Raw genomic sequence first — 24,654 nt, 5'->3', positions numbered from 1 at the left:
TTTTTACTATGTTAAAACACTTTTGTTCCAGTCTCTTTTCGTATACTTATTTGTTTTGAATAAATCTAGTATATAAACAACTTTTTCTGTTAATGTTAGTTATAGAAGTGGTTCATATACTATAAAAGTTCTACTTTTACTTCAACTTCTTTTCTTGATATAGTTGAAGTAAACAAAGTATTTAAACAGTTTTTACTAAAAGGAGGGAATATAGCTTGATACATGGAACGAGTATTTATAATGAAAAGATTGAACGTGTGATTAATAACATAAATAAAGTAATGATTGGAAAAGAAGATGTTGCAACTTTAAGCTTAGTTGCTTTATTAGCGCAGGGGCATGTGTTATTAGAGGATGTTCCTGGTGTTGGAAAGACAATGCTTGTTCGGACACTTGCAAAGTCATTGGATTGTGACTTCAAACGAATTCAATTTACTCCGGATTTATTGCCATCAGATGTAACTGGTGTTTCGATTTATAATCCAAAGGAACTGGAATTTGAATTTCGCGGTGGACCAATCTTTGGAAATGTTATTCTTGCAGATGAAATCAATCGTACCTCACCAAAGACACAATCATCACTTCTTGAAGCAATGGAAGAACAAAATGTGACCATTGATGGAGTAACGAAACCTCTAAGAGCACCTTTCTTTGTTATGGCAACTCAAAACCCCATTGAATATGAAGGCACCTACCCATTACCGGAAGCACAGCTTGATCGCTTTATCTTGAAATTGAAAATGGGCTATCCTACCTTTCATGAAGAACTAGAAATGCTTGAGCGGACATCTAGTAATCATCCAATTGAATCAATAGAAGCAGTAATCGATAGAGACCAATTAGTAGAACTTCAAGAGGAAGTAAAGGATGTCTATATTGATCGCAATGTACAGCAGTACATTATTAATCTTGTAACACGGACAAGAGAAAATGATGCAATTTATCTTGGAGTAAGCCCAAGGGGATCTATTGCCTTAATGAAAGCAGCGAAAGCTTATGCATTTATATATGGAAGAGATTATGTATTGCCAGATGATGTAAAGTATCTTGCACCATTTGTTCTGTCCCATCGGATTATATTAACTTCGGAGGCAAGATATGAGGGGGCTACTAATGAAGGTACAATCGATGCGGTTGTAAAAACAACGCACATTCCAATTCGAAAGGAATTTAGTTAATGAAAGGCCGGATCAAAGTATTTGGTAATACTGTAATAATTGTTGCGCTTTTTTTCATACTATTCTCCTATGCGATGTTTCAGGGAGGATTTGTCAGTTGGTTTCTTTTTTATAGCTTTCTTCCAATATTTGTTTATCTCCTTATGTTCTCATTTTACCCGATAAAAAATTGGAACGTTACAAGGGAAGTTTTCCGACCTATCCTTCAAGCAGGCGATAAAGCTGCTGTCATGATCAGGATAGAAAGAAATATCCCTTTTCCAATCTACTATTGTATTGTAGAGGAAGTTTTCCCCAAAAGTTTAATGAAAGCTGATAGTCGGAATGAAAAGTATCTTGATATGGATCACCCTGAAAAACGATATGTAGAACGGAAAATTAAAAAGGTTGTTTTTCCCGGATTTAAACGCAGCTTTGCATTACCCTATACAATTGAGCAAATCCCGCGTGGAGAGCATCAGTTAAATCAGATTCGTGTGAAGCTTAGTGATATATTCGGCTTTGTGAAACGAGAGCATGTCTTCAATGCAGCGAATGAACTAATCGCTTATCCGACCATTCGTCCTATCTTGTTGCAAGAGCAATATCAGAATTTTGAACAGGGTTCTATTTCTTCAAGCACACATCATTTAATGAATACCAATGTTGCAATTGGTGTCCGTGAATATGTGCCAGGAGATCGTTTTTCACGAATTGACTGGAAGCAAACAGCTAGACGAAATAACGTGATGACGAAGGAATTTGAACAAGAAAAAAGTACGGATATTCTGCTTATTTTAAATAGCTGTCATGATCAAGATATGAATGCTTTAGCATTTGAAGCAGCTGTAGAGATTGGTCTTTCTTTAATGGAAGCTTTTAAAAAGCAGGATAATCAAGCAGGTTTACTTACGATTGGAGCTGAATCTGTCTATTTTCCATCTGAGCAAAACGCGATAAGCCAGGCACGTATCCACCAGTTTTTAGCAAGGGTCCAGCCGAGTGGTGATCGCTCGTTTTCTGCAATTTTGAAGGAAGAGATGAAGCTGGTTCAAGCAGGAAAAATGGCAATTGTTATCACAACTATAATCGATGAGCTTTTTAAACAATCAATATTACAAGTGAAGCGGCGAGCGAAGCGTGTTGCAATAATATTTATTCAAGCAGCTAATTTAATTACAGATACAGAGTACCATGTTGTCCAGCAGCTCCGTTATGCAGATGTTGATGTGCAGATTTTGACCGAACAGCAATTAGCTTCGAAACGGATTGAGGTGAATATAAGATGAAGAAACAGCAAAATAAAGCAGCAATCTTATATGCCACGATTCTTTATTTTTGCGGATTCTTTTTGTTTCTAGAATGGCTTTATCCATTAAAAGATATATCGGACACGAATAATATTATGATTTTTATTATTTATACGATGTTTTGTTTTTTCATTTCAGCATTGCAGCTGAAATGGTGGCTTAGTCTTTTATTAAAAGGATTTGGTCTGTTTTTCATTCTTAATGGTCTCTATTTTAATGTGCCGATTGTAAGCGCGTTGTGGCTTGGACAGGCACAGGACGAATTTACCTTCAACATACAAGCATTGTTCTCACAGCAGTGGTACTATTTAACACCGTTGTTCCGCAGCTTCCTGTTTTTATTATTAATTTGGTTAATGAGCTATCTATTGCATTACTGGTTCGTCCAAATGAAACGGATTTTTCTGTTTGTGCTGCTTACATTTGTTTATATCACAATTCTTGATACATTTACGGTATACGACGGAACTATGTCAATTGTAAGAACCTTTATTATTTCGTTTATTGCACTTGGTATAGCGAATCTAATGAAAGAATTGAGTCAAGAGTCGATTCATTTTGGCTGGTTAAAAAAATCACCAGTATGGCTTATGCCATTAATTGTCGTTGTGTTTATCTCCACCATGATTGGTTTTGCAGCACCGAAAGTAGAACCTATTTGGCCAGATCCTGTGCCATTTATTCAAAGTGCTGCTGAAAACGTGGGTGGTAATGGCGGTGGCCCGGTACAAAAGGTTGGCTATGGGGAGGATGACTCAAGATTAGGTGGTTCATTTATTCAAGATGATACACCAGTGTTTTATGCGAGGACTCCGGAGAGGCATTATTGGCGAATTGAAACGAAAGATGAATATACTGGGAAAGGCTGGGTGCTTTCCTCTGATTCAGAGTATGAATTACAGCCAAATGGCTCGATCGATTTAGAGACATTTTCTTCAAGTGTAGAGACAGAGAGCCAAGATGCCTTGGTTGAGTTTCAAGAAAATGAATCGATTAATAAGCTTGTTTATCCATACGGAGTCAGACAAGTAGAAAGGCTTGCAGGAGAAGAAGCAGTATTTCTCGACCTGGAATCAGACGCAATCGAGGCTAGAAGGAATGGAGAGGTTGCTAACTTAAATACTTATCAATTATCGTATGAACATCCATCCTATGAGCTAAATGTGCTGCGTGAAAGCAATGAACGATACGGAGAAGAACTGCTAGAACACTATACGCAATTGCCTGATACATTACCTGAACGGGTAGTTGATTTAGCTGAGGAAATTACCAAGCCATATGAATCAAGATATGAAAAGGTAAAAGCAGTCGAACGATATTTCGCCAGCAATGATTTTGAATATCGTACAACCGATATTCCTGTACCGACAGGAAATGAGGATTATGTGGATCAGTTTTTATTTGATTCCAGAATAGGTTATTGTGATAACTTCTCAACATCGATGGTTGTTTTGCTTCGTGCTATTGATATACCAGCAAGATGGGTAAAGGGATTTACTAGCGGACAATTAATTGGAGGAGAAAATGAAGCGGAGCTGTATGAGGTAACGAATGGAAATGCGCATTCTTGGGTAGAAGTTTATTTCCCGGAAACTGGCTGGGTACCATTTGAGCCGACACAAGGCTTCTCTAATTTATCTGATTTTCATGTGGATGTTGATAATGCTAATAATACGGCCTTACCGCAAACAGAAGATGACGTATTGGAAGCTCCAGAAGGCAATGATCTCCCGGAGCAGCCGGAATCAGATGTACAAACAGAAGAAACTGCTGAGCAAGAATCTGTCCAAAACGATGCAGCTCGCTTTACGTTTAACTGGTGGTATGCAGCAATATTGGCTGCCATAACCCTTATTATCGGAATTGCTATTTATAAAACAAGATTTCGTTGGCAAACAAAGGCGCTTGCAGTGAAAATGAAAAATGGACAAGATGCTAAATCATTCCAGGAAGCTTATCATCATTTGATGAAATTACTGCAGCATTATGGGTATGCAAAAGATCCAGACCAGACACTACGTGAATTTGCAAATCGTATTGATATGCACTATGCAACGGATGAGATGGGGCAGCTAACAAGACATTATGAGCGACTGCTTTATCGAAATGAGATAAATGAATCACAGCTAAACGAACTGACTCAATTATGGAAAAATTTAATTAAACGGATAATGGGTTGACCTAGTGCAGCTTGATTAGTAGAATAAATACATGCAAAAGAGTGGTCGATAGGACAACCTCTAAAAGTACGAGTTCAAGAGGAGGATAAAAAGGACCGAGAAGTTCGAGGCGGCGCAGCTTTGAGTACCAGAACGTATGCAGTTGATACGTGAGGAACGGAAAAGCAAGCCAACAAAGAAATTCGAAGCGTCATTTTTACCGGACTATTTGAACAACCTTTAAAAATTGAAATATAAATGCGTTCGTATATCCTTGACAATATGGGTCAAAAGTTTCTACCGGGGCACCGTAAATGCTCTGACTATGAAGGCAGAATCTAGATGATGTAGTTTATATCATGAACCTGGATTTCTGTCTTTTTGTAGCTATATGAGTGTTTATATAGCGTTGCGAAAAGTAGAAATGCAGGTTTTTTTAGCAGGAAAGATGTAAGTGTTGCAGTGGACATGTCTGGTTTATCGCGAATCAGCATAGTTTTATGAGTCATTGTACATCACTTACTTAAAACCTAATGGTTACATCATTTCAATGGAGACACCTTACAGCAGATAGGAGCGGAATCAATGGAAAACAACGAAATGATACTTGTACTTGACTTTGGAAGTCAATACAATCAGCTGATTACACGTCGAATCAGAGAGTTCGGGGTGTATAGTGAACTGCATTCACATAAGCTGACAGCAGAAGAAATTAAAGCAATCAATCCAAAGGGAATCATTTTATCTGGTGGACCACACAGTGTTTATGATGAAAATAGCTTCCGTTGCGATGAAGCAATATTCGACTTAGACATCCCAATATTAGGAATTTGCTATGGCATGCAGCTTATGGCGCTGCATTATAATGGAAAAGTGGAGAAATCCAAAAAACGTGAGTATGGAAAAGCACTTATCGATCTTAACCATGATCCAATTCTTTTCAAAGATACACCAACAAAGCAAACGGTGTGGATGAGTCATGGAGACAAGGTAACAGAGGTTCCCCCTACATTCCAAATTGATGCAACAAGCCCATCAACGCCAATTGCAGCAATGAGTGATCCCGAAAACAGATTATACGGCGTACAGTTCCATCCAGAGGTTCGTCATTCAGAGTATGGAAACGATTTGTTAAATCAATTTGTATTTGATGTGTGCAAATCTAAGGGTGATTGGACAATCGAAAACTTTATTGACATGGAAGTGGAAGCAATCCAGAAAAAGGTTGGCGACCGCAACGTGCTATGTGCATTAAGTGGCGGGGTTGATTCATCTGTAGTTGCAGCGTTAATTCATAAGGCTATTGGGGATCAATTAACTTGTATTTTCGTTGATCACGGATTATTAAGGAAAAATGAGGCAGATGACGTGATGAAGGTCTTTGCTGACGATTTCCATATGAACATCATAAAAGTAGATGCAAAAGATCGCTTCCTATCTAAATTAGCTGGTGTCGATGATCCAGAGAAAAAACGTAAAATCATCGGGAATGAATTCATCTATGTATTCGACGATGAAGCGGCAAAATTAAAGGATATGGATTACCTTGCACAAGGTACTCTATATACGGACGTGATTGAAAGTGGTACTGAAACAGCACAAACCATTAAGTCACACCATAATGTTGGCGGACTGCCTGAGGACATGCAATTTGAATTAATTGAACCACTAAACACATTGTTCAAAGATGAAGTACGTGAATTAGGTACACAGCTCGGTATTCCAGATCATATCGTATGGCGTCAACCATTCCCAGGTCCAGGACTGGCAATTCGTGTATTAGGTGAAGTAACCGAAGAAAAGCTGGAAATCGTGCGTGAATCTGATGCCATTTTACGTGAAGAAATTGCAAACGCAGGATTAGATCGCGATATCTGGCAGTATTTCACAGTATTACCGAACATCCGAAGTGTTGGTGTCATGGGTGATGCACGGACATATGACTACACAATCGGAATTCGTGCCGTTACATCAATCGATGGAATGACATCTGACTGGGCACGTATCCCATGGGATGTTCTTGAGAAAATTTCAACTCGTATTGTGAATGATGTACAGCATATAAATCGAGTTGTGTACGATGTTACGAGCAAGCCACCTGCTACGATTGAGTGGGAGTAAAAAGCTAACTTGATTTGAAGAGAGAACGCCTATTTAACAGTGTTTATCTTAATCTTAAATTGACAAATTGGTATAAAATAATATAGTTCCCTGCCAAAATCCCTGCCAAAAATAATTTGGTAGGGATATTTTTTTAGATAAGATGAAGAACATTTCGTTAAAAATTTTTAAAATAGTTAATGGTAATATTAATTTGTGAAACATTGTACTTAAACTAAATGGCAGTTTAGTTGTGTGAAATGTTTCTAGCTTAAATGGAGGGTGGCTACATCTCTCTGGTAAAGGCTAGAAAGTTCCTAAAAAATGGGAGTTTTTATGTCGCATTTGACACAAACTGTATAAAAAGAGACGTGGGAAGTAACCCACGTCATAACGATGCTCTATCAAATTTAATAATTATGGTGATGGTAATAGGGATTAAATTCTTGTATTGTATACCCATGGTTGTCGTAATGCACCTAAAAAGATGCTAAGCGTAAAGAAAAATAGCTTATCCTAGGTAAAATAATAATTCTCTAATTCTTTTTTCTTAATTTTTCAAGTTCAGTCTTTAAATAGTTAATCTGTTTCTGCATCTTGTTTATTTCATTTCTTTTTTGAGACTCTTCAAGAGAATGCAATAATACATCCGCGGAAATAGAAATCATATTCTTACCAATTTCAATAAGCTCATCTAATTGAGCATCGGTTTCGTGATTTGAATCATTATGTTCCAAATTTTTATCATTTAATTTCAAAATTCTAGCCTCCTATGCAAAATAATGTTCATATTATTTTATGCATTATTTATTTTTAAATGACGTGTTGAATTACCTGACGACAAATAAATATAAAAAGTCTAAACGTTACACACTCTTCCTTATCCAGATTTAAAGCATAAGCTGGAGATGTATAGGAATACGAGTAATTTCAAAAATAAATTTGCCAAGTTCGCTTAAATCGGGATTGAATTCTGAATAAATATCTTGGAGCCCCCCCTTGTAATTTGGGCTACTTCACTATTTATGTTGCACTATATCGACTATGAAATATCAATAATCACTAATATGTTTAAGTAACAAGCGAAATATTATGAAAACAATATCGATAACCCTAAAAAGTTTTATGAGAAATTGAAAATACATTCTTCTTAAATTAACTGTTGCTACAAAGAGATCGACACCTAAATCGGTCTTTTTTTATTTCATTTAATTCAGAAGTTTACAACTGTATTTGGAAAATGGAAAAGGGAATTATATTTATATTTATACATATCATTTATAGAACAAAGGGTCAGTTAAGATTGCTTCGAAGGTCCATATATTAATGTTGCATTTGTTAATGAATATCTGCTTCTTTAATTACTTGATAAGTGAGTGATAAAAATCTTGCTTTTTGGTCGCCACTTTATTAATCTATGTGATCTAAAGTGCTTAGTTCTTAATCGGCAAATTAAGAAAATGGGGGAATCTGAATGAATATTAATGATGGTATTTCACATAATTCGCACAACTTTTCCAAACCCTGTACCAACCCACACTGTAATAATCCAAATTGTAAATGTGGAGATCAGTGTAAATGCACTTCTGAAAACAAATGTGACAGTACGGAAGCAAATTCACATAATATGCATAACGGTTCCAAACCCTGTACCAACCCATACTGTAATAATCCAAATTGTAAATGTGGGGATCAATGTAAATGCACACCTAACAACCAATGTGGCTGTAATGAAACAAATCCCCAAAAAATCAACCTCACTAAATTTGTAGATGAACTTCCCATTCCACCTGTTTTAAAACCTCTATGGAAAGATCAGTTTTATACTTATTATGAAGTAAATATGACTGAATTCAAGCAATCACTCCATAGTGAGTTAAATGATACAACGGTTTGGGGGTACGAAGGAAGCTATCCGGGACCTACCATTGAAGTAGAAAGCGGAGAAATCGTGTTTATTAAATGGATCAACAATCTTCCGGATAAGCATCTTTTTCCAATCGATTATACGGTTCATGGCGCCTATCGGGACGTTCCTGATGTAAGAACAGTGGTACATGTCCACGGTGCGTGTGTTGAATCAGAAAGCGATGGTTACCCAGAGGCTTGGTTTACAAACGGATTTAAACAAGTCGGCAGTTATTTTAGAAAGCAAGTATATCGATATGATAATTGCAATCATGCTTGCACCCTCTGGTATCATGACCATGCGCTTGGTATCACTAGGCTTAATATTTATGCTGGATTGGCAGGTTTCTATCTAATCAGAGATCAACAGGAGCGATACCTGAATTTACCAAGTGGGAAATATGATATCCCTCTTATGCTACAAGACAAGACTTTTAATAAGGATGGTTCTCTCTATTACCCGAAGCAGCCAGATCAACCAATCCCGGAATTAGAAACGTCGATCATTCCCGAATTTGTCGGGGATACCATTTTGGTGAATGGCAAAGTACACCCCTATTTAAAAGTGGAACCACGCAAATATCGATTTAGGCTGCTAAACGCATCCAACACGCGTTTCTTTAGGATGAAGCTTGATTCAGGTCAACTTATGTATCAAATTGCGACGGATGGAGGATTAATGCAGTACCCGATAGGTGTAAAAGAAATCATGTTATCTCCAGCAGAACGAGCAGATGTAATTATTGATTTTACCAATCTTGAGGGTAAATCTATTATTATGACAAACGATGCGCCCGCTCCCTTTCCAACCGGAGATCCAGTAGATGAAAATACAGGTACAGTGATGCAGTTTAGTGTAACTCTTCCCTTGTCTAGTGTGGATACGAGTGTTATCCCGGCTAATATGATGTCCTTACCCCAACTAAATGAACAGTCGGCTTCAAGGGTAAGATACCTAACTTTAAATGACAATATGGATAAATACGGTCGTGAATTCATGCTATTGGATAATAAACAGTGGGATGCCCCCATAACAGAAAATCCAAAATTGGGATCAACCGAAATATGGTGTCTTATTAACTTAACGGACGATTCACATCCTATTCACATTCACTTAATTGATTTTCAAATATTAGATCGGAGAGATTTTGATGTAGATAAGTACAATAAGGAGGGAATTATCCATTATACGAGCCCGGCGACGCCTCCCGAACCTCAAGAACGAGGAGGAAAGGATACAGTAAGAGCTAACCCAAAACAGGTAACCCGAATTATCATGAAATTTGGTCCTTTTACAGGGTTGTATGTATGGCACTGTCATATATTGGAACATGAGGATTATGAAATGATGCGACCGTTTATTGTTATCCAATAATAGACTGTGCTCTGTCAATAAGGGGTTGATGAAGTATTGATTCTTTATTTTAAGATTTCTGCAATCGGGAGCGACTGTTGAGCAATACAAGTAGAAAATGATCAAACTTTTTTATAAAAACTTCATACCCATTAACAAGAAAAGAATCCGTTTTGATCAATCTTTTATCAAAACGGATTCTTTTTATTTTGCTCAAAAATGTGACTTTGTGAGGACTTTTAATCAAACTTTATTCCAAATCTACATTTATATATGAAATTTGTTTTGAAATTACTCATTTGTTATTGGTGTGATTTTGATACTTGTAGCTGATTTCTAAAATGGATAAGTCTTTTTTGTGCAAATTTCTGTGTTACGTTGAATGTCTTTGTTATAAAAGGTATACCTTCGGATATGCTAGCGATTTCATATTTAAGTAATATAAATGTTGGTACACAAAAATGTAATGCAAAATTATTTGCCTTGCGTTCTTGGTATTTTAGAAAAAGATTATTTAAGTACAATATTTGATTTCCGTACTGTAATAATAAATGACAAAGTTCATGTCCAAAATCCTCCCATTGTTGTTCGGGGGATAACCTAGAATCAATTATAATTTCTTTTTTATAAACACGACTTGATATATCCCAAAAACAGACTTTAATTCCTAGGTAGTCAGCTATTTCCATCATATCTAGTTGATGTGGGCAATAAATACCTAAATTATAATAAAGGTGCTTTACAGAATCTTCTAGTAATGTTGTGTGGTAATTTAAATGGTTCATTAGTTATCTCCTTCCTCAGGGAATATATGTTCTGTTTTTTATTATAAATAAAAGCCCTAATATTAGAGCTCTATTTCTTTTTATCTCTTTCTTGAATAAATTCCCAAAAACGTATTAATTCATCAATTTTTTCTTCTGGGGCGTTTTGTAAATCTTTAAAGAATATTTGTGTTTTCGGGTCTAATAATTCTTTCCACATTTCATCTGGAGATTCGCTATACACATTACCTGTAATGAGGTAGTCGATAGATACATGAAAGTAATTAGCAATTAATTTTAAAGTTTCGTAATCAGGTTGTCTCTTGTTTATTTCATATTGGGATAAGGAAGAACGACTAATTTGTAATTCTTTTGCTAGTTCTTGCTGTGTCAACTTTTTATTTTTACGTAATTTTGTTAAACGTTCACCTAACATTTTAATCTCCAATCCTTATTGAGACGTATTGATACAATAACAATTATACGACACATAATGTAGCAAATAAAGTTTAGCAACAAAATGTCACAAAGGGTATTGACAGACACTAATTGTTGCATTATAATTTAATTAATCGATGTTACAAATTGACGCAAATGAGCGGAGGTGATTTGAATTGTGACTACACAAATAAGGCATGTTTTAATAGGTTTTAGGAAATCAATTGGTTCTCAGCAAATTGTGGCAAGTGATCTTGGTATATCAAGGCAATACTTAAGTGCGATTGAAAAAGGTACTCGAAATCCAACTGTTAAACTTATGGTAAAAATGTCAAATTATTTCGGCGTAAGCGAAAAGAAGTTGTTTCCAGACCTTTTTTTTACAAATAAATGCCACGAATCGTTGCATCTCTAAGAGTAATTAAATAAGTATAGTAATTGAATTATATTACTTTTAGGAGGTGAAATTCAAATGAATTTTAAAAAAATGCAAAATTTAATGAAGAAGGCGGTTCCTTTGGCGAAAGAAATGGAAGGTGACTGGCAGGCTAGGATGAAGTTATCTGTTCGAATTGTAAAAGCGGATTATTATATGCAACAGCCAATTTCAAAGGAAATTATACAAAAGCTTTTATTGCACAATGTTTCATATCGTAGAATTTGTAAAAATTATGATATGTCAAGAAAAGAAATTTCAGCATTTGAGAACATGTAACGAGTGTGAGTTTATACCACTTAAAGAAATGTTGGAGAATGTATGAAAGGGAATGATGTTCTTTGAAAACTTCATATAGAAAGAGAGCGCATATGATAAATCGCAACTTATCATACACGCCCACAATAAAACCTAGACACTTTTATTGTAACGCGTTTTGCCAGATTTGTCATTTACGTAATCTAAGTGATAATAGCTAACACTTTTGAAAAGGCTATAGCAGTCCATAATGAGGGTGCTAATGGTTATAAACTTAACCTACTAAATGTCGCCATGACCTTATGAAGTGAGCGACTGATAAGCGCCGTAATGGTTCTTAAAAATTATTTTGAGCCTAGCGAAGTAAATTTCTTTTTTTCAAAAAAATATATTCAAATGAATAATGGAATTTAGAAAGCAGGTGAATAAAAGCAATTATGAAATTAAATGACCTTTTGAAAGAAAATAAAATAGTAGCATTTGGGTTTCCAGCAGTTAGGGAATTGGTTCGATATGATAATAAAGAATCAGATAACATCATTATTATTTCTACACTTGCACCTAGCCTTTTAGTTGGTTATGGAGTAAATGAATATTATGGATTGGAATTGCCAAGAGATAAAACATTTAATACTGGGTTAGATATTATCAAGGCTGATATAAACGTAGTTAAATATCGTTTGACTGCTTTAGAAATTTATCCATGGGAAATGAAAAATGACTTTGTAATTACAAGTCGTCATATGGGAACTGTTGAAATATTAAAAAATGAATTTCCGTTTTTGCAGAATGTACCAGTATTTGAACGTGTTGAAGCAGAGGATATTAAAGGAAAACATGTTTATGGTACATTACCTCATCATTTAATAATAGAATGTGATTTATATACAGCGGTTACGATAAAAGGCTTTGATAATGCAAAAGATGGTGATTTGATGGGAAAAGAATTAAAGGAACGTATTCAAATTTCCGAAAATCCGATTATGTTAGAAATGATCGAATGAATTGCAGAGAGGTGATAAGTGATGGAAATGCGTGTCTATATATCTAATCTCGGAAAATATAATGAGGGTGAACTTGCAGGTGATTGGTTTACACCTCCGATTAATATGGAAGAAGTAAAAGAGTCCATTGGATTAAATGGTGATTATGAAGAAATTGCTATTCATGATTACGAATTACCATTTGAAATAAGTGAATATACATCTATTAATGAAATAAATCGTTTGTGCGCAATGGTAGAAGAAATTGAAGGTACTCCTATTTATCATGAATTATCAGCGATATTAGGTATGTGGTTTGGTAGTCTTGAAGAATTGTTGGAAAATGTAGAAGATATTGTTTGTTATTCTGATTGTGATTCTATGGAAGATGTTGCACGTTACTATGTGGAAGAAACAGGGATGCTTGGAGAAGTTCCTACTAATTTGCAAAATTATATTGATTACCATGCACTTGGGCGTGACATGGAAATAGAAGGAAACTTTCTTGTGACTTCGCATGGCATATTTGAATATATTAATTAAATTCCCTGAAATATAGGATTACTTTAGAAAAAAATAATGAGGTGCTAAAATGAGCGCTTACGAATCATTAATAGAAACATTAGATTTTTTTAGTGATGAGCAAATGATTGTTTCTGTAGAAAGAAAGCACTTAGTTGCTTTAATGTCTGAATACAAAAAAATAAAGATGGAAAATGAAAGTATAAAAAAACAATTAAGGGAGAGATTTTAAATGGAATTTAAAACAGGAATTATACCTAATGAACTAACTTTTGGTGATTTATATTTTATGGGATTAAAACGTGAAAGAATGTTTTATGACCGTGATAAGAATGAACGTACGGATAAGTTGGAATCTCGTATCTATAACCTTTCTTCCTCAACTCAAAAAGAACAGATTGAGGTCACAATACCGGAATATATAGATTTGAAAGAAATTGAATTTAATAAGCAGGTAAAATTAAAAAATCCTGTCATTAAAGCAAGAGCGCAAGCAAATGGAAACTTTGCTAATGTTATCTGGACAGTTGAAGCAGAAGATATTATTGAGGGCGGAAGTTCTGGTGGTATAAAAAAGAATGAACCTAGCAAAGAACCAGTAGGAGTAGGTGGAGAAAAGAAATAATAGATTAGTAGCGTGCTAGTTATAAATTAATTGGCACGCTTTTTTTGTTCAATTATTTAGAGACAACTGAATTTCACTGTAAAAGAAGGTGATAAAGATTGAGTTTTTTGAAGAAACGTCTTTGGAAATATCGTGGTATACGAATAACGCCTAAAATGGAGCATGGTGTATTAAGAGCAGGTTTATCAATATTTATACCTGTTTTTATATTGAGCCTTATTATTTTTTATAAAAATGGAATTAGTAATGTCAGTCAATGGTTTACTTGGGATTATCTAAAAGATTTAGCAGGTTGGAATTGGATTTATATAGGGAAAGGATTGCTTATAGCTAGCTTAGTAGGTGTTGCTGTAGTTGGATTTGCATATTTTATCTTTTTTGAAAAATATAGACGTATTTGGCATATGCAAAAATTAGCAAGAATGTTTATATCAAATCGCTTCATGGAAAAAGAAAGCTATTCAACAGAATCTAAATGGAGTTTGTCAGATAAGACTGTTACGAAATCTAAAATATCCTATTTTCCCAAAGCATATTACAAAATAAAAAAGGGCTATATTGAATTTCGAGTAGCCATGGATATGAGCCGATTTCAAGATAGGTTTCTTAAATTAGGAGACCAATTAGAAAACGGTCTGTATTGTGCTTTAGTCGATAGAGAATTAGAGGAAAACTTTGTGTGTTATAAATTGATGTATGATGTTCAACAAAATCGTATTCCTATTAGTGATGTAACGGTGAAAAATGGTGCGATGAAGCTTATGAAGCATATTGATTGGAAATTTGATGAATTACCTCATATGTTGATTGCTGGCGGGACTGGTGGAGGGAAAACGTATTTCATTTTAACAATGATTGAAGCATTATTAAAATCGGGTGCGGAATTGCGGATATTAGACCCCAAAAATGCAGACCTTGCAGACCTAGAATCTGTAATGCCTGGAAAAACTGTTTTTAGTAGGAAGAATGGAATTAAAATGACTTTGAAAAAAGCAAGAGAAGAAATGCATGATCGTTCTGAAAAGATGAAAACTATGCCTAATTATAAAACAGGCGGAAATTATGCAAGCGTAGGTTTAGCACCATATTTTGTTATTTTTGATGAATATGTAGCGTTTATGGAAATGCTAGATCATAAGGAAAAAATCGAAGTTTTAGAAGACATGAAACAATTAACTATGTTAGGGCGACAAGCAGGTGTGTTTCTTATTTTGGCTAATCAACGTCCAGACGCCAAGTATTTAGCTGATGGGATAAGAGACCAATTTAATTTCCGTGTAGCATTAGGACGTAATAGCGAAACTGGCTATGGAATGATGTTTGGTGATGTAGATAATACTTTTGTGAATAAGCGTATAAAAGGGCGTGGCTATGCGGATTATGGCGCTTCTGTTATCACGGAATTTTACACACCTCTTGTCCCTAAAGGGTATGACTTTTTAGAAGAAATAGGAAAAGTAACACCGATAGTGGAGAGTGCGGAAGCGACGACAGTCGCTAGCGACAGCGAAAAGCACTCGGGAGGAGTGAGCGTAGCGAATGACGACCAAAAACCCCCCCTACTCTAACAGGGGGGTACAAAATACAAAAGAGACCGAAAACCCTTTAATAGCAATGGTTGACTATTTAAGAGTATCCTTTAAAACTCATGATGTCGATTTGATATTAAATAATGTGCTTCATTTAAAAAAAGAATATATGGAGCATAAAGAAAGTGGCTTTTATGGCTATATAGGCACATATCAATTAGATAATATTAAAGTTTTTTATTCGCATGATTTAGATGTTCGAGGAACGCTTATTGAATTAAGTGGAGGGGGTTGCCGTCAATTTGAAACTTTTTTAAAAGCTAGGAAAATTACCTGGATGGACTTTTTTGGAGATTGTAAGAAAAATGGTGGTAAATTTCCGAGATTAGATATTTCAATTGATGATAAAAAAACTTATTTTGAAATACCTTTTCTTTTTGACAAGATAAGAAATGGCGAAGCGATTTCCCGATTTAAAAAAACGGATTATAATGGTTCGTTATCAATGGAGGATGGTGAACAGGGTGGCACGACACTTTATTTTGGCTCAAAAAAACATTCAGAAGTTTATTTTTGTTTTTATCAAAAAAACTATGAACAGGCTGATAAACACAATAAGCCTGTAGAGGAATTTGGAAATTGGAATAGATATGAATTGCGATTTAAAAATGATAGAGCGAATAGTGTTGTTTCAGAGATAATGTCGACTGGTAATTTGCTGCATGTCGGTAAAGGGATAATTAAGAACTATTTGCGCTTTGTGGAAAAGGAAGATGACTTAAATAGAGCGCGTTGGAAAACTTCTCATTTTTGGGAGGTTTTTTTAAATGATGTGGAAAGATTACAGATTTTTACGAAGCCACAAGAAGATTTTTATGATAAGTCAAAGAGGTGGTATATGAATCAAGCGGCAAGAACAAGAAAAATGATAAAGCTAGTGGAAGATACAAAAGGTATTTCTGATTTAGAAAATTTTGAGGATGAAATAGAACTGAATGAAAAGCAAGAACACATGATGATGGTTTATCTTGCAAGACCAGAAGAAATGATTATTTAATGTTTTGGTCTTTACCCTTCTAATTAGGTTGAGGGAAGTGAAGGCTGGGGGTGTGGGGGCTAGCCCCCGCATAGCGTATATTCATATCGGAAAAGAATATTACATTGAACGGTAGCACTAACGATTTTGCAGGCTACACTAGAAAAGCGAACGACCATTTATTTATGTGTCTAATTAGTATATCGGTCGTTCGGCGAAGCCTTATAAGCCTGCAAAAAATCGGAAAGCAAGGGGGAAAAGGTGGAGATTTTTCAGCGAAGTGTTTTGAAAAATACTACCTGGACCTTGCTTGTAGATTAGTGACTATATTAGGAGGTGAGGGAAGTGGATCAGCTTTGGAACTTTATTATTATGATGAAAAGAAAACAAAACTAGAATTTGTTTTGGGATAATTGAAAGGAAGTGAAAAAATGGTTCCACTCGTTTTGAATCAAGCTGAATTGATAGGAGCCTTGGAAAAAGAAAAAATGATTAATCATAAGTACGTCATTTTAGAAATGTTGAGAGAAGAATTACAGGGTATTGATAATTCTCTTTATATTGAAATGAGCGTATATTTTTATGTTGAAAATGAACAGGATGAAGATAAAACATTTCATTTTATATTTGCGAATGTTCCTCATAAGCAGAATAAAGTAACGGGAAATCCTAAAAGTGCGATTATAACAGTAGAATTTCTTGCATTGGAGGTTCATGAGTAATGAAGTCGTTAGCGGAATGCTTTAAAGACTTAGGTTTTATTTCAGATATTCCTAGATATAGGGAAGGTGAAAAGCATTATTTTTATCGAGTCTTTGTTAAGGATTTGACTGAAAATACGTCTTTGATTGTTGAAGGATATAGAAAGATGGGATATTCAACTTATCGTTTTTCTTTTTATAAAGCTACCTATGTTGATAAAGGTAGGAAAATAAATGAAAAAGTGTATTTGGAAAATGCTTCACCATTCCAAGTGTTGCAAAGAGTAAGATCTTTTATAAATTATATTGAAAGGGGTTCATAATGAGTATTAAAGATAAATTAAAAAAGAATAAAGTTATTGGGAAGATAGAACAAATTGAGAGGCCGAAAAAAGAGAAAAGCCATGTAAGAAAAGATACATCTAAGAGAACAGCTTTATTTATATGGTCATTAATTTTAGGAATGCTTTTTTTAGCTATAGTGTCAGTCTTGTTGTCTATTAACACTCGTTCTACTTTGAATGAAACAAATAGATTGGTAGAAGCGAATGAAAACGAGGAAGTGATAGAAGAAATTCCTGTAGAATCAGCGCATGAATTTCTATCCAATTTTATAAAGGAATATATTAATGTTCCTAATGAAAGTGAAGCTTTACAAGGAAGAGCAAATAAACTAAAAGAATACATGGTTTTTAATGACACATTTAATAATGAAAAAAATCCTTTATACAACTTAGAAGAAGTAAAAGGTACAAGACAGTTAGAATCCTTTAATCTTTTTCATATAGAAGATGAAGGAAATCGAAATCTCTTTCAATATAAAGTAACATTTAAAAATGAATTAAAGACAGAGACAGAAAAAGAAGTGACTAAAGGAAAGGGTAAAGAGAAAAAGAAGGAAATTGAAGTTGAGACTGAAACAGAGGAGAAAAAAACATCTTTGTTGTTAAATATTCCTATTGTTTATGAGAATGGTTTGTTCAGTGTACAATCCGTTCCATATTTTACGCAAATACCTTCATTGGTTGGAAATATAGAATATGAAATGCCAGCGATTGAATTAGAAGAATATAACGGAAATGAAATAGAAAATATCAATGAATTTCTAATTACTTTTTTTGAAAAGTATGCTACAGAACCAGTTGACGAAATGGCTTATCTTATGGATGACCCACAAACGTTAAATGGTTCTTTTTTATTTGAAGATATAAGAAATTTAAAAATCTATGTAGATGGTGACCATTACAAAGCATTAATGGAGGTGGTGTTTAGAGATGAATTGACCAATATCGAGCAAGTGAATCCAGTAGAAATGACAATTTCTAAGAATGGAAGAAATTTTTATGTGGAAAATTTTATTTATAATTAGGAGGAATGAAAAATGGAATTTTTTAATCACTTAGTTTTAGCTCAGGCTGATTTGCCTACTTTTGGAGGTATTGAAAGATGGGCATTGGAGATTGTTCAGCAAGCGATTGTAATCATTATAATTTTCCTAGTCACAAAGCATCTAGCTAAATTTAAATTTGGTGCGATTATTGTGTCCTGTATCGTTGGAGGAATTGTTTATTTTGTAGTTCGAAATTGGGATACAGTTGCTGGTTGGATTGAAGCCTTTATGAATACATTATAAGAGAGTGATAGTATGGCAGATAGAAAAGAAAGTAGAGTGGTATTTAATTATAGAAGGGCTTTAAGGGAACCAAAGAAAATTAGGCAGATAACAGATAATTATTATCTGCCGTTTACAATTGAATTAATTCCTGCATTTAATTTTGTGATCTTTCTAATCATGACGTTTTTGGCAGGGTGGATAATAAGAAAATTTTATCCTTATGCGTTTTCAAATACGTGGTTTATATTTTTAGTTTGTGTTCCCTTATTATTTACATGGCTCGTAACTAAAATAAAGCCAGAAGGTAAAAATATTTATAGGTTCATGTATGATTATGTGAAATATTTATTCGCAATAAAAATTCCTAAGAAAAAGTATTGTAATGGGAAAGAAGTAGAATGGATGAATAAGAAAAAAATAACTTTTAAAGAATGTGTCTGGGTGGTGGATAAAAAGAATGGTAAAACTGAAACCAGCGTTGAAAACAATAAAAAACAATATGCTGTTAACGAGAATGGGAGACGTGTTCGCATATTATCGTATAAAAAGTGAATCGATTCCTATTCAAAATCAAAAAGTGGTAGCCAATTATAAAAGAAATTGGAAAATGTTTTTTGAGGAAATCACAGATTATGAAGATTTTCATTTGAGAATGTATCCTCAAGAGTTTCGCCTTAAAGAAAGATTTGAAGATTTAAGTTTAGGTTTGTCAAAGGATAGCGAAAATGTTGGACGGTATTATTTAGATGAAACAGGAAATATTTTAAGTTCTCGTTTAGGAAATATGACAAAAAATGATTTTATTATTGGCATTAAGTTAAAGAATGCATTTGTAAATGTAGATGGTAGATTAAAAGATAATGTCTATTCTGTTTTATCTAATGTAACAGATAAGTTTGTAAATTATTTAGGTTGGGAACAAAATGTTCCCACTTCTTTTTTCAATCAGTTTGAGGAATTGGAAGATACTATTTATAAGATGGTTTCCGGTGTGAATGGGTCAAGATTACAAGAAAATGAATTAATTTATGTAAATCGTTATGATTTTATTTCTGGTTTAAATCATGATGTTAGTGAAGAAGAAGAAAACGGAAATATAAAGGCAATTACAAATACGATTATTGACCCCACGGAGTCATCATGTTTGAAATTAAGTAGTGAACAGGATGAAGGCTATTTAAGTTTTGTCGTGATTGATGAATTTCCAGATAATATGGCAGAGAGTGATATCTTTTATGAAGCCCAATCCTTACCATTTGAGGTATCTATAGATTTTAAAATTCGATCAGAAGGAAAAGGAAAATCAAAATTAAAGGTTAATTTAAAAGGAAAGGAGTTAAAAGAATCAGCAAATGAACAAGCTAAAATAGGTGATTCCGTAGACGATTCTGTCGTAGATAGTCATTTTTTAATGAGAAATTTACAACAGGAAATAAAAAGTCATGATGTATCCGTAATGAACTGGCTTGCAACAATAGCTGTAACGGGTAAGACGAAAAAAGAATGTTTATTGCGTGCTAAACAGGTTGTACGTTATTTCAAACAATTAAATATCATTTGTCGTATTCCAACGGCTGACCAATTAAGTTTATTCTATAGAACATTGCCTGGTGAAAAATTAGAAGCAACGAATAGAAATTGGTTACAGTCAACCACACAAGATGGTTTGGGAGAGAGTCTGTTTGGTGTAAATTCCGAAATCGGAAATAAGATTGGTTTCTTTATTGGCTGGGTTGACAGGTTTCATAAACATAGGGACTTAGAAAGTGCCAAATTATCAAGTCGTGATCCTGTATTCTTTCATCCAATGCTTGCAAACCAAAATATTAAAGGTAGTAAATATCGAAGTCCGCATGTATTGATTACAGGAGATACAGGTAGTGGAAAATCATATCTTGCAAAATTGCTATTTATCTATGTGACACTACTCTATATAAAAACTCTTTATATTGACCCTAAAAAAGAAATAAGGAAATGGATAAATAAAGTTATTAATGATAGCACCGTTAGACGTGATTTTCCATTTTTTGTTGAACACTTGGAAAAGTATAAATTTATAACATTAGATTTTGAAGGTAAGGATAATTGGGGCGTATTAGACCCAGTAGCGTTTCTTCCTTCGTCTCAAGCAAAGGAATTGATTCAAGATATTTTTTCAGAAGTCTATGATTTTAAAGGAAAAGATGAAATTCATACTGCATTTTTAAGAGCCGTTGCAGAAGTTTTAGAAAGAAGGCAACAAGGTGAGCAGGTTGGCTCTATTCATATAATAGATTTTATGAGGAATAGTGAAGAATCTTCTGTTTCTAAGGCAGGAGATTTTTTATATGAGGTTGTTTCTGATAGTATTTTGAAATTATGTATACATGATGGCTCTAATCCTGCCTTATCGTTAAATGACCGTATTTCTATTATTGAAATTGAAAATATTGATTTACCAGAAGCAACTGCAAGTATAGATTCTTATACAAATAGTCAACGAAAATCAAATGCTATTATGTTGGCTTTGGGTAAATTCTGTGAACTCTTTGGAAAACAAGATAAGGATGAACAAACGATAGAATTTATTGATGAAGCGTGGGTTATTATTTCGTCACGGCAAGGTAAAAAAGTCGAAAAGCAAATGAAACGTGTTGGGCGTAGTTATAATAATGCTTTATATTTTATCTCACAATCTACCAAAGATGCTTTACGAGAAAAAGAAAATGAAACAGGGAACTTTGGTGTAGCTTTTGCATTTGATGAAGAGAATGAACGTCCCGATATTTTAAAGTGGATGAACATGGAATCGAGTGAGGAAAATATAGAAATGTTAGATAACATGTTACAGGGTCAATGTTTGATGAAAGATATGTTCGGCAGAACTTCAAAAATTACGGTCGAATGTCTCTTTGAAGAATGGGAAGGAGCATTGAAAACAATTAATAAATCGGCTGTAGCATATGCGGAAGAAAAATATTTGTAAAAAGAAATGGCTATCCATAATTGGTAGCCATTCTTTAATATAAAAAGGAGTTGTAAGAATGAGTAATTATATTGCAAATGTAGAAAATTATGTAGAGTTGGAAGAAAAATTGGTGGAATTGGATATGTCTAATGAACATGAAAAAATAATCAGAGAAGCTATTGATTATTCGAATGATAATTTGAGGGAAGATGGAAATGCAACTTTTACAATTACAAGACGTCATTCGCAAAAAGATATTAGCTATGATTTCGTTTTTCAATTATTTGTGGTAGAAGAAAAGGATGACAGATACCTTTATTATGAAACTTGTATTGAGGACTAAGTAGAATTTTAAATAAATCAAGGGTGGCTATCAATAGGTAGTCACTTTTTTATATTTGAAAGGTGGGTGAGAAGAAATGGACAATGAAATTTTTTTTAGGTCTTATATTAGTGGAGTTAAAACAAATTTCCAAAAGTTGAAAGAACTTGAGGAAGGCAGGGAAAGAGGGAAAGTGGATACAGAGTTTTTAGCTTATTGTAGAGGTGGAATTAATGTTTGTGAAAGATTACTAGGTTTTGTAAAGGATTTGAATACCAATGAAAAATAGAAAATGGTTGTTAGTTTTACTTACTGCATTATTTTTATGTTTTATGACATCAACATCTGTTTTTGCGGAAGATGAAGAAGAAGTTGATACGAGTGGAAATCTTTCCGATTTGATTGATGAGGATTATCCAGTTGGAGAGTTTATTCTCAACCTTTTTGGAAAAATATTTAATCTGGAATATGAGCCGTATGAGTATATGGATAAGGCAAAGGAAAAAGAGGAGGGTGGTGTTCAATTAGAAATAGAGAAGTATCCAGTGGAACGCTATATGGTGAATAATGAAGATACAAGTGGAATTTTTGGTTTTAATTTGTATGCAATCAATAACTTTTTTATGGGTATTATCCAGAATGTGGTTCGTGTTACGGATAGTGCTTTACAATTATTTACATTAGATAGGTTGGATAGATTTGCGGACGATATAGAAAGTATTTCGGGTAGTATATATGAGGTTTTAAAGGAGAACTTTGCAGAAATATTGTTTGCATTTTTATGTGCTTATCTTGTTTTTATATTTTTTACAAAAGGAAATGCCAGAGAATCTTTTAGAAAATTCATGTTGTTTGTTGTCGTTTTAATTGTTGCTGGTTATTGGGTTTCTAATGCTAGTTATTTAATGAAAAGTATGAATGCTCTATCGGGTGAATTGCAAGGAACCCTAGTGGATGCTGGAAACGGTATTTTAGGGATTCTAGATAATGAGAGAGAAGGTGTTTATGCAGGGATTAATGATATTGATGAAAATGAAAAGATAGAAGGTACGATTGCAGTTGTTCGTAATATTTATTTTGATTTAGCATTAAAGCGACCATATCTTTTAATTAATTATGGTACAACAGATGAGGAAATAATTAATAAGAAAGATGAGATTAAGGATTTAGGATTTGGATTTCAAGCATACCCACGAGCGGAAAGAATGCTCGCTTTTAAATTAAACTCGAAAGGTTCAGCGTATAGAATCGGTCATGCTTACCTTGAAGTAACTAAAAACGAAAATACGAACGTAGCTTCGGGTTCAGCTTTTAAACAATCGGGTCTAGTATTTTTGACCCTTTTCATCGTGATTGGTTTGTCTATTCCATTTTTATTATTAGGTTTAATCAATTTCGCATTACAATTGTTAGCGGTATTAATTGCTTTAGTTTTACCTTTTGCGTTTGTTATAAGTTTTATTCCGCATTTTGCAATGACTGGTTTTAAGACATTAGGTAATATAGTGACAATCTTTCTAACGAAGGGCTTGTTAGGAATATTTTTATTTGTGGTGTATCTATTAACGTATTCTATGTATCTATTTGTTAAACCAGATGATACAGGAACATATTTATTACATGTAGTGCTGTTGATTGTATTGTTTTTCTTTATCATAGTAAAGAGAAATAAAATCGTTAGCTTTATTACGGCAGGACGTGTTCAAACGGTTGATGGAAACATTATGCCAAATATGAATCAATATTATAGTAACCAGTTTTCTAATGCGAAAAAGAGAATAGAGCAAAGACGTTCTCAAAAGAGAGTATCTCCAATGGATTATGGAGATAAAGAAAGTGATACGAAACAAAATGCAAAAACGAATCGAACAAGTATGAAGGAAGAAAGAAAAGGTATTGAAAATGGTAAAGATATTGATACCAAACGTACTCCACAACGAAAGAAAGAGGATGATAAGGAAAAAGTAGTTCCTGTACCATTAGAAACAGATAATCCGTCAAAAGAACGAACTAAACAGGCAGAAAACACGAATGAAAAAGCTATAGATGGTGTGAATGAAGAAAACCGTGGTCATACAGGATCTCATCATAATAAAGATCGTGCTGCAGAACGAACTAAGCAGCCAGAAAACACGAAAGAAAGAGATATAAATGGTGTGAATGAAGAAAACCGTGGTCATACAGAATCTCATCATAATAAAGATCGTGCTGTAGAGCGAACTAACCAGCCAGTAAACATGAATGAAAGAAATATAGATAGTGTGAATGAAGAAAACCGTGATCATACAGAATCTTATCATGATAAAGATCGTGCTGTAGAGCGAACTAACCAGCCAGAAAACACGAGTGAAAGAGATGTAAACAGTGTGAAGAAAGAAAATCGCAGTCATACAGAAATTCATCATGATACAGGTTTAGAAGCAAAACGAAAGAGAGAATTATCATCTGTGGAAGAAAGGAAAAGAGAAAGAGATAAGAATTGAGGATTGC

General features: G+C 34.1%; 25 protein-coding genes and 1 riboswitch. Of the genes, 22 read left to right on the top strand and 3 right to left on the bottom strand.

Features of this window, described 5'->3' with window-relative positions; translation table 11 throughout:
• The first annotated feature begins 215 nt into the window (after positions 1-215).
• The 4 genes from NSQ77_RS06220 (at position 216) to guaA (ending at position 6,747) form a co-directional block, all read left to right on the top strand.
• The gene (locus NSQ77_RS06220) at positions 216-1,178 is read left to right on the top strand and encodes a MoxR family ATPase (protein ID WP_339229622.1); all 963 of its coding nucleotides are present in this window, start codon (positions 216-218) and stop codon (positions 1,176-1,178) included.
• Entirely contained in the window at positions 1,178-2,446 is a 1,269-nt protein-coding gene (locus tag NSQ77_RS06215) for a DUF58 domain-containing protein (protein ID WP_339229620.1), read from the top strand. The genes NSQ77_RS06220 and NSQ77_RS06215 overlap by 1 nt, the downstream gene beginning before the upstream one ends.
• The gene (locus NSQ77_RS06210; RefSeq protein ID WP_339229618.1) at positions 2,443-4,647 is read left to right on the top strand and encodes a transglutaminaseTgpA domain-containing protein; all 2,205 of its coding nucleotides are present in this window, start codon (positions 2,443-2,445) and stop codon (positions 4,645-4,647) included. Before NSQ77_RS06215 ends, NSQ77_RS06210 begins: the two co-directional genes overlap by 4 nt.
• A gap of 223 nt (positions 4,648-4,870) precedes the next feature.
• Positions 4,871-4,972, top strand: a riboswitch (purine riboswitch).
• Between the two features lie 239 nt (positions 4,973-5,211).
• Positions 5,212-6,747 carry a glutamine-hydrolyzing GMP synthase gene (guaA, locus tag NSQ77_RS06205; RefSeq protein ID WP_339229616.1) on the top strand — a complete coding sequence of 512 codons (1,536 nt, stop codon included), beginning with the start codon at positions 5,212-5,214 and terminating at the stop codon, positions 6,745-6,747.
• A gap of 515 nt (positions 6,748-7,262) precedes the next feature.
• Here guaA and NSQ77_RS06200 read toward each other — a convergent pair.
• On the bottom strand, positions 7,263-7,484 hold the full coding sequence (locus NSQ77_RS06200) for a hypothetical protein (RefSeq protein WP_047185521.1): 222 nt from the start codon (positions 7,482-7,484) through the stop codon (positions 7,263-7,265).
• Positions 7,485-8,476: 992 nt separating this feature from the next.
• On the opposite strand from NSQ77_RS06200, the gene NSQ77_RS06195 reads away from it, so the two are divergent.
• Positions 8,477-10,009: a multicopper oxidase domain-containing protein gene (locus NSQ77_RS06195; protein ID WP_088613823.1), complete on the top strand. Its 1,533-nt coding sequence runs from the start codon at positions 8,477-8,479 to the stop codon at positions 10,007-10,009.
• Positions 10,010-10,290: 281 nt separating this feature from the next.
• Here the strand turns inward: NSQ77_RS06195 and NSQ77_RS06190 are convergent, their stop codons facing one another.
• Positions 10,291-10,773, bottom strand: a complete 483-nt coding sequence (locus NSQ77_RS06190; protein ID WP_088612307.1) for an ImmA/IrrE family metallo-endopeptidase — start codon at positions 10,771-10,773, stop codon at positions 10,291-10,293.
• 70 nt (positions 10,774-10,843) lie between these two features.
• A complete protein-coding gene (locus NSQ77_RS06185) occupies positions 10,844-11,188 on the bottom strand; it encodes a helix-turn-helix transcriptional regulator (protein ID WP_088612308.1) in 345 nt (114 codons plus the stop codon).
• A 180-nt stretch (positions 11,189-11,368) separates the two neighbouring features.
• Between NSQ77_RS06185 and NSQ77_RS06180 the strand changes: the two genes are divergently transcribed.
• The 17 genes from NSQ77_RS06180 (at position 11,369) to NSQ77_RS06100 (ending at position 24,647) form a co-directional block, all read left to right on the top strand.
• Positions 11,369-11,605, top strand: a complete 237-nt coding sequence (locus NSQ77_RS06180) for a helix-turn-helix transcriptional regulator (protein ID WP_339229612.1) — start codon at positions 11,369-11,371, stop codon at positions 11,603-11,605.
• 57 nt (positions 11,606-11,662) lie between these two features.
• Positions 11,663-11,905, top strand: coding sequence for a hypothetical protein (locus NSQ77_RS06175; RefSeq protein WP_088612309.1), 243 nt, complete (start codon positions 11,663-11,665; stop codon positions 11,903-11,905).
• Between the two features lie 416 nt (positions 11,906-12,321).
• Entirely contained in the window at positions 12,322-12,888 is a 567-nt protein-coding gene (locus tag NSQ77_RS06170) for a hypothetical protein (protein ID WP_088612310.1), read from the top strand.
• 21 nt (positions 12,889-12,909) lie between these two features.
• Positions 12,910-13,410 carry an antirestriction protein ArdA gene (locus NSQ77_RS06165; RefSeq protein WP_088612311.1) on the top strand — a complete coding sequence of 167 codons (501 nt, stop codon included), beginning with the start codon at positions 12,910-12,912 and terminating at the stop codon, positions 13,408-13,410.
• A 49-nt stretch (positions 13,411-13,459) separates the two neighbouring features.
• Positions 13,460-13,621 (top strand): hypothetical protein, encoded by a 162-nt coding sequence (locus NSQ77_RS06160; RefSeq protein ID WP_161493066.1) that lies wholly within the window; start codon positions 13,460-13,462, stop codon positions 13,619-13,621.
• On the top strand, positions 13,622-14,014 hold the full coding sequence (locus tag NSQ77_RS06155; RefSeq protein WP_088612312.1) for a DUF961 family protein: 393 nt from the start codon (positions 13,622-13,624) through the stop codon (positions 14,012-14,014).
• A gap of 155 nt (positions 14,015-14,169) precedes the next feature.
• Positions 14,170-15,582 (top strand): FtsK/SpoIIIE domain-containing protein, encoded by a 1,413-nt coding sequence (locus NSQ77_RS06150; RefSeq protein ID WP_088613825.1) that lies wholly within the window; start codon positions 14,170-14,172, stop codon positions 15,580-15,582.
• A complete protein-coding gene (locus tag NSQ77_RS06145; protein WP_088612313.1) occupies positions 15,554-16,600 on the top strand; it encodes a replication initiation factor domain-containing protein in 1,047 nt (348 codons plus the stop codon). The genes NSQ77_RS06150 and NSQ77_RS06145 overlap by 29 nt, the downstream gene beginning before the upstream one ends.
• A gap of 410 nt (positions 16,601-17,010) precedes the next feature.
• The gene (locus tag NSQ77_RS06140; RefSeq protein WP_088612315.1) at positions 17,011-17,301 is read left to right on the top strand and encodes a hypothetical protein; all 291 of its coding nucleotides are present in this window, start codon (positions 17,011-17,013) and stop codon (positions 17,299-17,301) included.
• Positions 17,301-17,603, top strand: coding sequence for a hypothetical protein (locus tag NSQ77_RS06135; protein ID WP_088612316.1), 303 nt, complete (start codon positions 17,301-17,303; stop codon positions 17,601-17,603). Before NSQ77_RS06140 ends, NSQ77_RS06135 begins: the two co-directional genes overlap by 1 nt.
• Complete coding sequence (locus NSQ77_RS06130) at positions 17,603-18,649, top strand: conjugal transfer protein (protein WP_088612317.1); 1,047 nt, start codon at positions 17,603-17,605, stop codon at positions 18,647-18,649. Before NSQ77_RS06135 ends, NSQ77_RS06130 begins: the two co-directional genes overlap by 1 nt.
• Before the next feature lie 12 nt (positions 18,650-18,661).
• On the top strand, positions 18,662-18,913 hold the full coding sequence (locus tag NSQ77_RS06125; RefSeq protein WP_088612318.1) for a TcpD family membrane protein: 252 nt from the start codon (positions 18,662-18,664) through the stop codon (positions 18,911-18,913).
• Between the two features lie 12 nt (positions 18,914-18,925).
• Positions 18,926-19,447 (top strand): conjugal transfer protein, encoded by a 522-nt coding sequence (locus tag NSQ77_RS06120; RefSeq protein ID WP_088612319.1) that lies wholly within the window; start codon positions 18,926-18,928, stop codon positions 19,445-19,447.
• A 10-nt stretch (positions 19,448-19,457) separates the two neighbouring features.
• Positions 19,458-21,860 (top strand): ATP-binding protein, encoded by a 2,403-nt coding sequence (locus NSQ77_RS06115; RefSeq protein ID WP_088613826.1) that lies wholly within the window; start codon positions 19,458-19,460, stop codon positions 21,858-21,860.
• Between the two features lie 58 nt (positions 21,861-21,918).
• Complete coding sequence (locus NSQ77_RS06110; protein ID WP_088612320.1) at positions 21,919-22,185, top strand: hypothetical protein; 267 nt, start codon at positions 21,919-21,921, stop codon at positions 22,183-22,185.
• Between the two features lie 76 nt (positions 22,186-22,261).
• A complete protein-coding gene (locus tag NSQ77_RS06105; protein ID WP_088612321.1) occupies positions 22,262-22,453 on the top strand; it encodes a hypothetical protein in 192 nt (63 codons plus the stop codon).
• Positions 22,443-24,647 (top strand): hypothetical protein, encoded by a 2,205-nt coding sequence (locus NSQ77_RS06100; RefSeq protein ID WP_339229609.1) that lies wholly within the window; start codon positions 22,443-22,445, stop codon positions 24,645-24,647. The genes NSQ77_RS06105 and NSQ77_RS06100 overlap by 11 nt, the downstream gene beginning before the upstream one ends.
• The last annotated feature ends 7 nt before the right edge of the window (positions 24,648-24,654 follow it).

This window comes from Oceanobacillus sp. FSL K6-2867 (assembly GCF_037963145.1).
In the GTDB taxonomy this organism is placed as follows: domain Bacteria; phylum Bacillota; class Bacilli; order Bacillales; family Amphibacillaceae; genus Oceanobacillus.
Note: the sequence above shows the minus strand (reverse complement) of the source record. Positions and strands in the feature narration are given on the sequence as shown.

What these genes read in the sequence shown, in the direction of transcription:
- NSQ77_RS06215 (WP_339229620.1), top strand. Translation starts at nt 1,178, where the DNA reads ATGAAAGGCCGGATCAAAGTATTTGGTAATACTGTAATAATTGTTGCG.
- NSQ77_RS06210 (WP_339229618.1), top strand. Translation starts at nt 2,443, where the DNA reads ATGAAGAAACAGCAAAATAAAGCAGCAATCTTATATGCCACGATTCTT.
- guaA (WP_339229616.1), top strand. Translation starts at nt 5,212, where the DNA reads ATGGAAAACAACGAAATGATACTTGTACTTGACTTTGGAAGTCAATAC.
- NSQ77_RS06190 (WP_088612307.1), bottom strand. Translation starts at nt 10,773, where the DNA reads ATGAACCATTTAAATTACCACACAACATTACTAGAAGATTCTGTAAAG.
- NSQ77_RS06185 (WP_088612308.1), bottom strand. Translation starts at nt 11,188, where the DNA reads ATGTTAGGTGAACGTTTAACAAAATTACGTAAAAATAAAAAGTTGACA.
- NSQ77_RS06175 (WP_088612309.1), top strand. Translation starts at nt 11,663, where the DNA reads ATGAATTTTAAAAAAATGCAAAATTTAATGAAGAAGGCGGTTCCTTTG.
- NSQ77_RS06170 (WP_088612310.1), top strand. Translation starts at nt 12,322, where the DNA reads ATGAAATTAAATGACCTTTTGAAAGAAAATAAAATAGTAGCATTTGGG.
- NSQ77_RS06165 (WP_088612311.1), top strand. Translation starts at nt 12,910, where the DNA reads ATGGAAATGCGTGTCTATATATCTAATCTCGGAAAATATAATGAGGGT.
- NSQ77_RS06160 (WP_161493066.1), top strand. Translation starts at nt 13,460, where the DNA reads ATGAGCGCTTACGAATCATTAATAGAAACATTAGATTTTTTTAGTGAT.
- NSQ77_RS06155 (WP_088612312.1), top strand. Translation starts at nt 13,622, where the DNA reads ATGGAATTTAAAACAGGAATTATACCTAATGAACTAACTTTTGGTGAT.
- NSQ77_RS06150 (WP_088613825.1), top strand. Translation starts at nt 14,170, where the DNA reads ATGGAGCATGGTGTATTAAGAGCAGGTTTATCAATATTTATACCTGTT.
- NSQ77_RS06145 (WP_088612313.1), top strand. Translation starts at nt 15,554, where the DNA reads ATGACGACCAAAAACCCCCCCTACTCTAACAGGGGGGTACAAAATACA.
- NSQ77_RS06140 (WP_088612315.1), top strand. Translation starts at nt 17,011, where the DNA reads ATGGTTCCACTCGTTTTGAATCAAGCTGAATTGATAGGAGCCTTGGAA.
- NSQ77_RS06135 (WP_088612316.1), top strand. Translation starts at nt 17,301, where the DNA reads ATGAAGTCGTTAGCGGAATGCTTTAAAGACTTAGGTTTTATTTCAGAT.
- NSQ77_RS06130 (WP_088612317.1), top strand. Translation starts at nt 17,603, where the DNA reads ATGAGTATTAAAGATAAATTAAAAAAGAATAAAGTTATTGGGAAGATA.
- NSQ77_RS06125 (WP_088612318.1), top strand. Translation starts at nt 18,662, where the DNA reads ATGGAATTTTTTAATCACTTAGTTTTAGCTCAGGCTGATTTGCCTACT.
- NSQ77_RS06120 (WP_088612319.1), top strand. Translation starts at nt 18,926, where the DNA reads ATGGCAGATAGAAAAGAAAGTAGAGTGGTATTTAATTATAGAAGGGCT.
- NSQ77_RS06110 (WP_088612320.1), top strand. Translation starts at nt 21,919, where the DNA reads ATGAGTAATTATATTGCAAATGTAGAAAATTATGTAGAGTTGGAAGAA.
- NSQ77_RS06105 (WP_088612321.1), top strand. Translation starts at nt 22,262, where the DNA reads ATGGACAATGAAATTTTTTTTAGGTCTTATATTAGTGGAGTTAAAACA.
- NSQ77_RS06100 (WP_339229609.1), top strand. Translation starts at nt 22,443, where the DNA reads ATGAAAAATAGAAAATGGTTGTTAGTTTTACTTACTGCATTATTTTTA.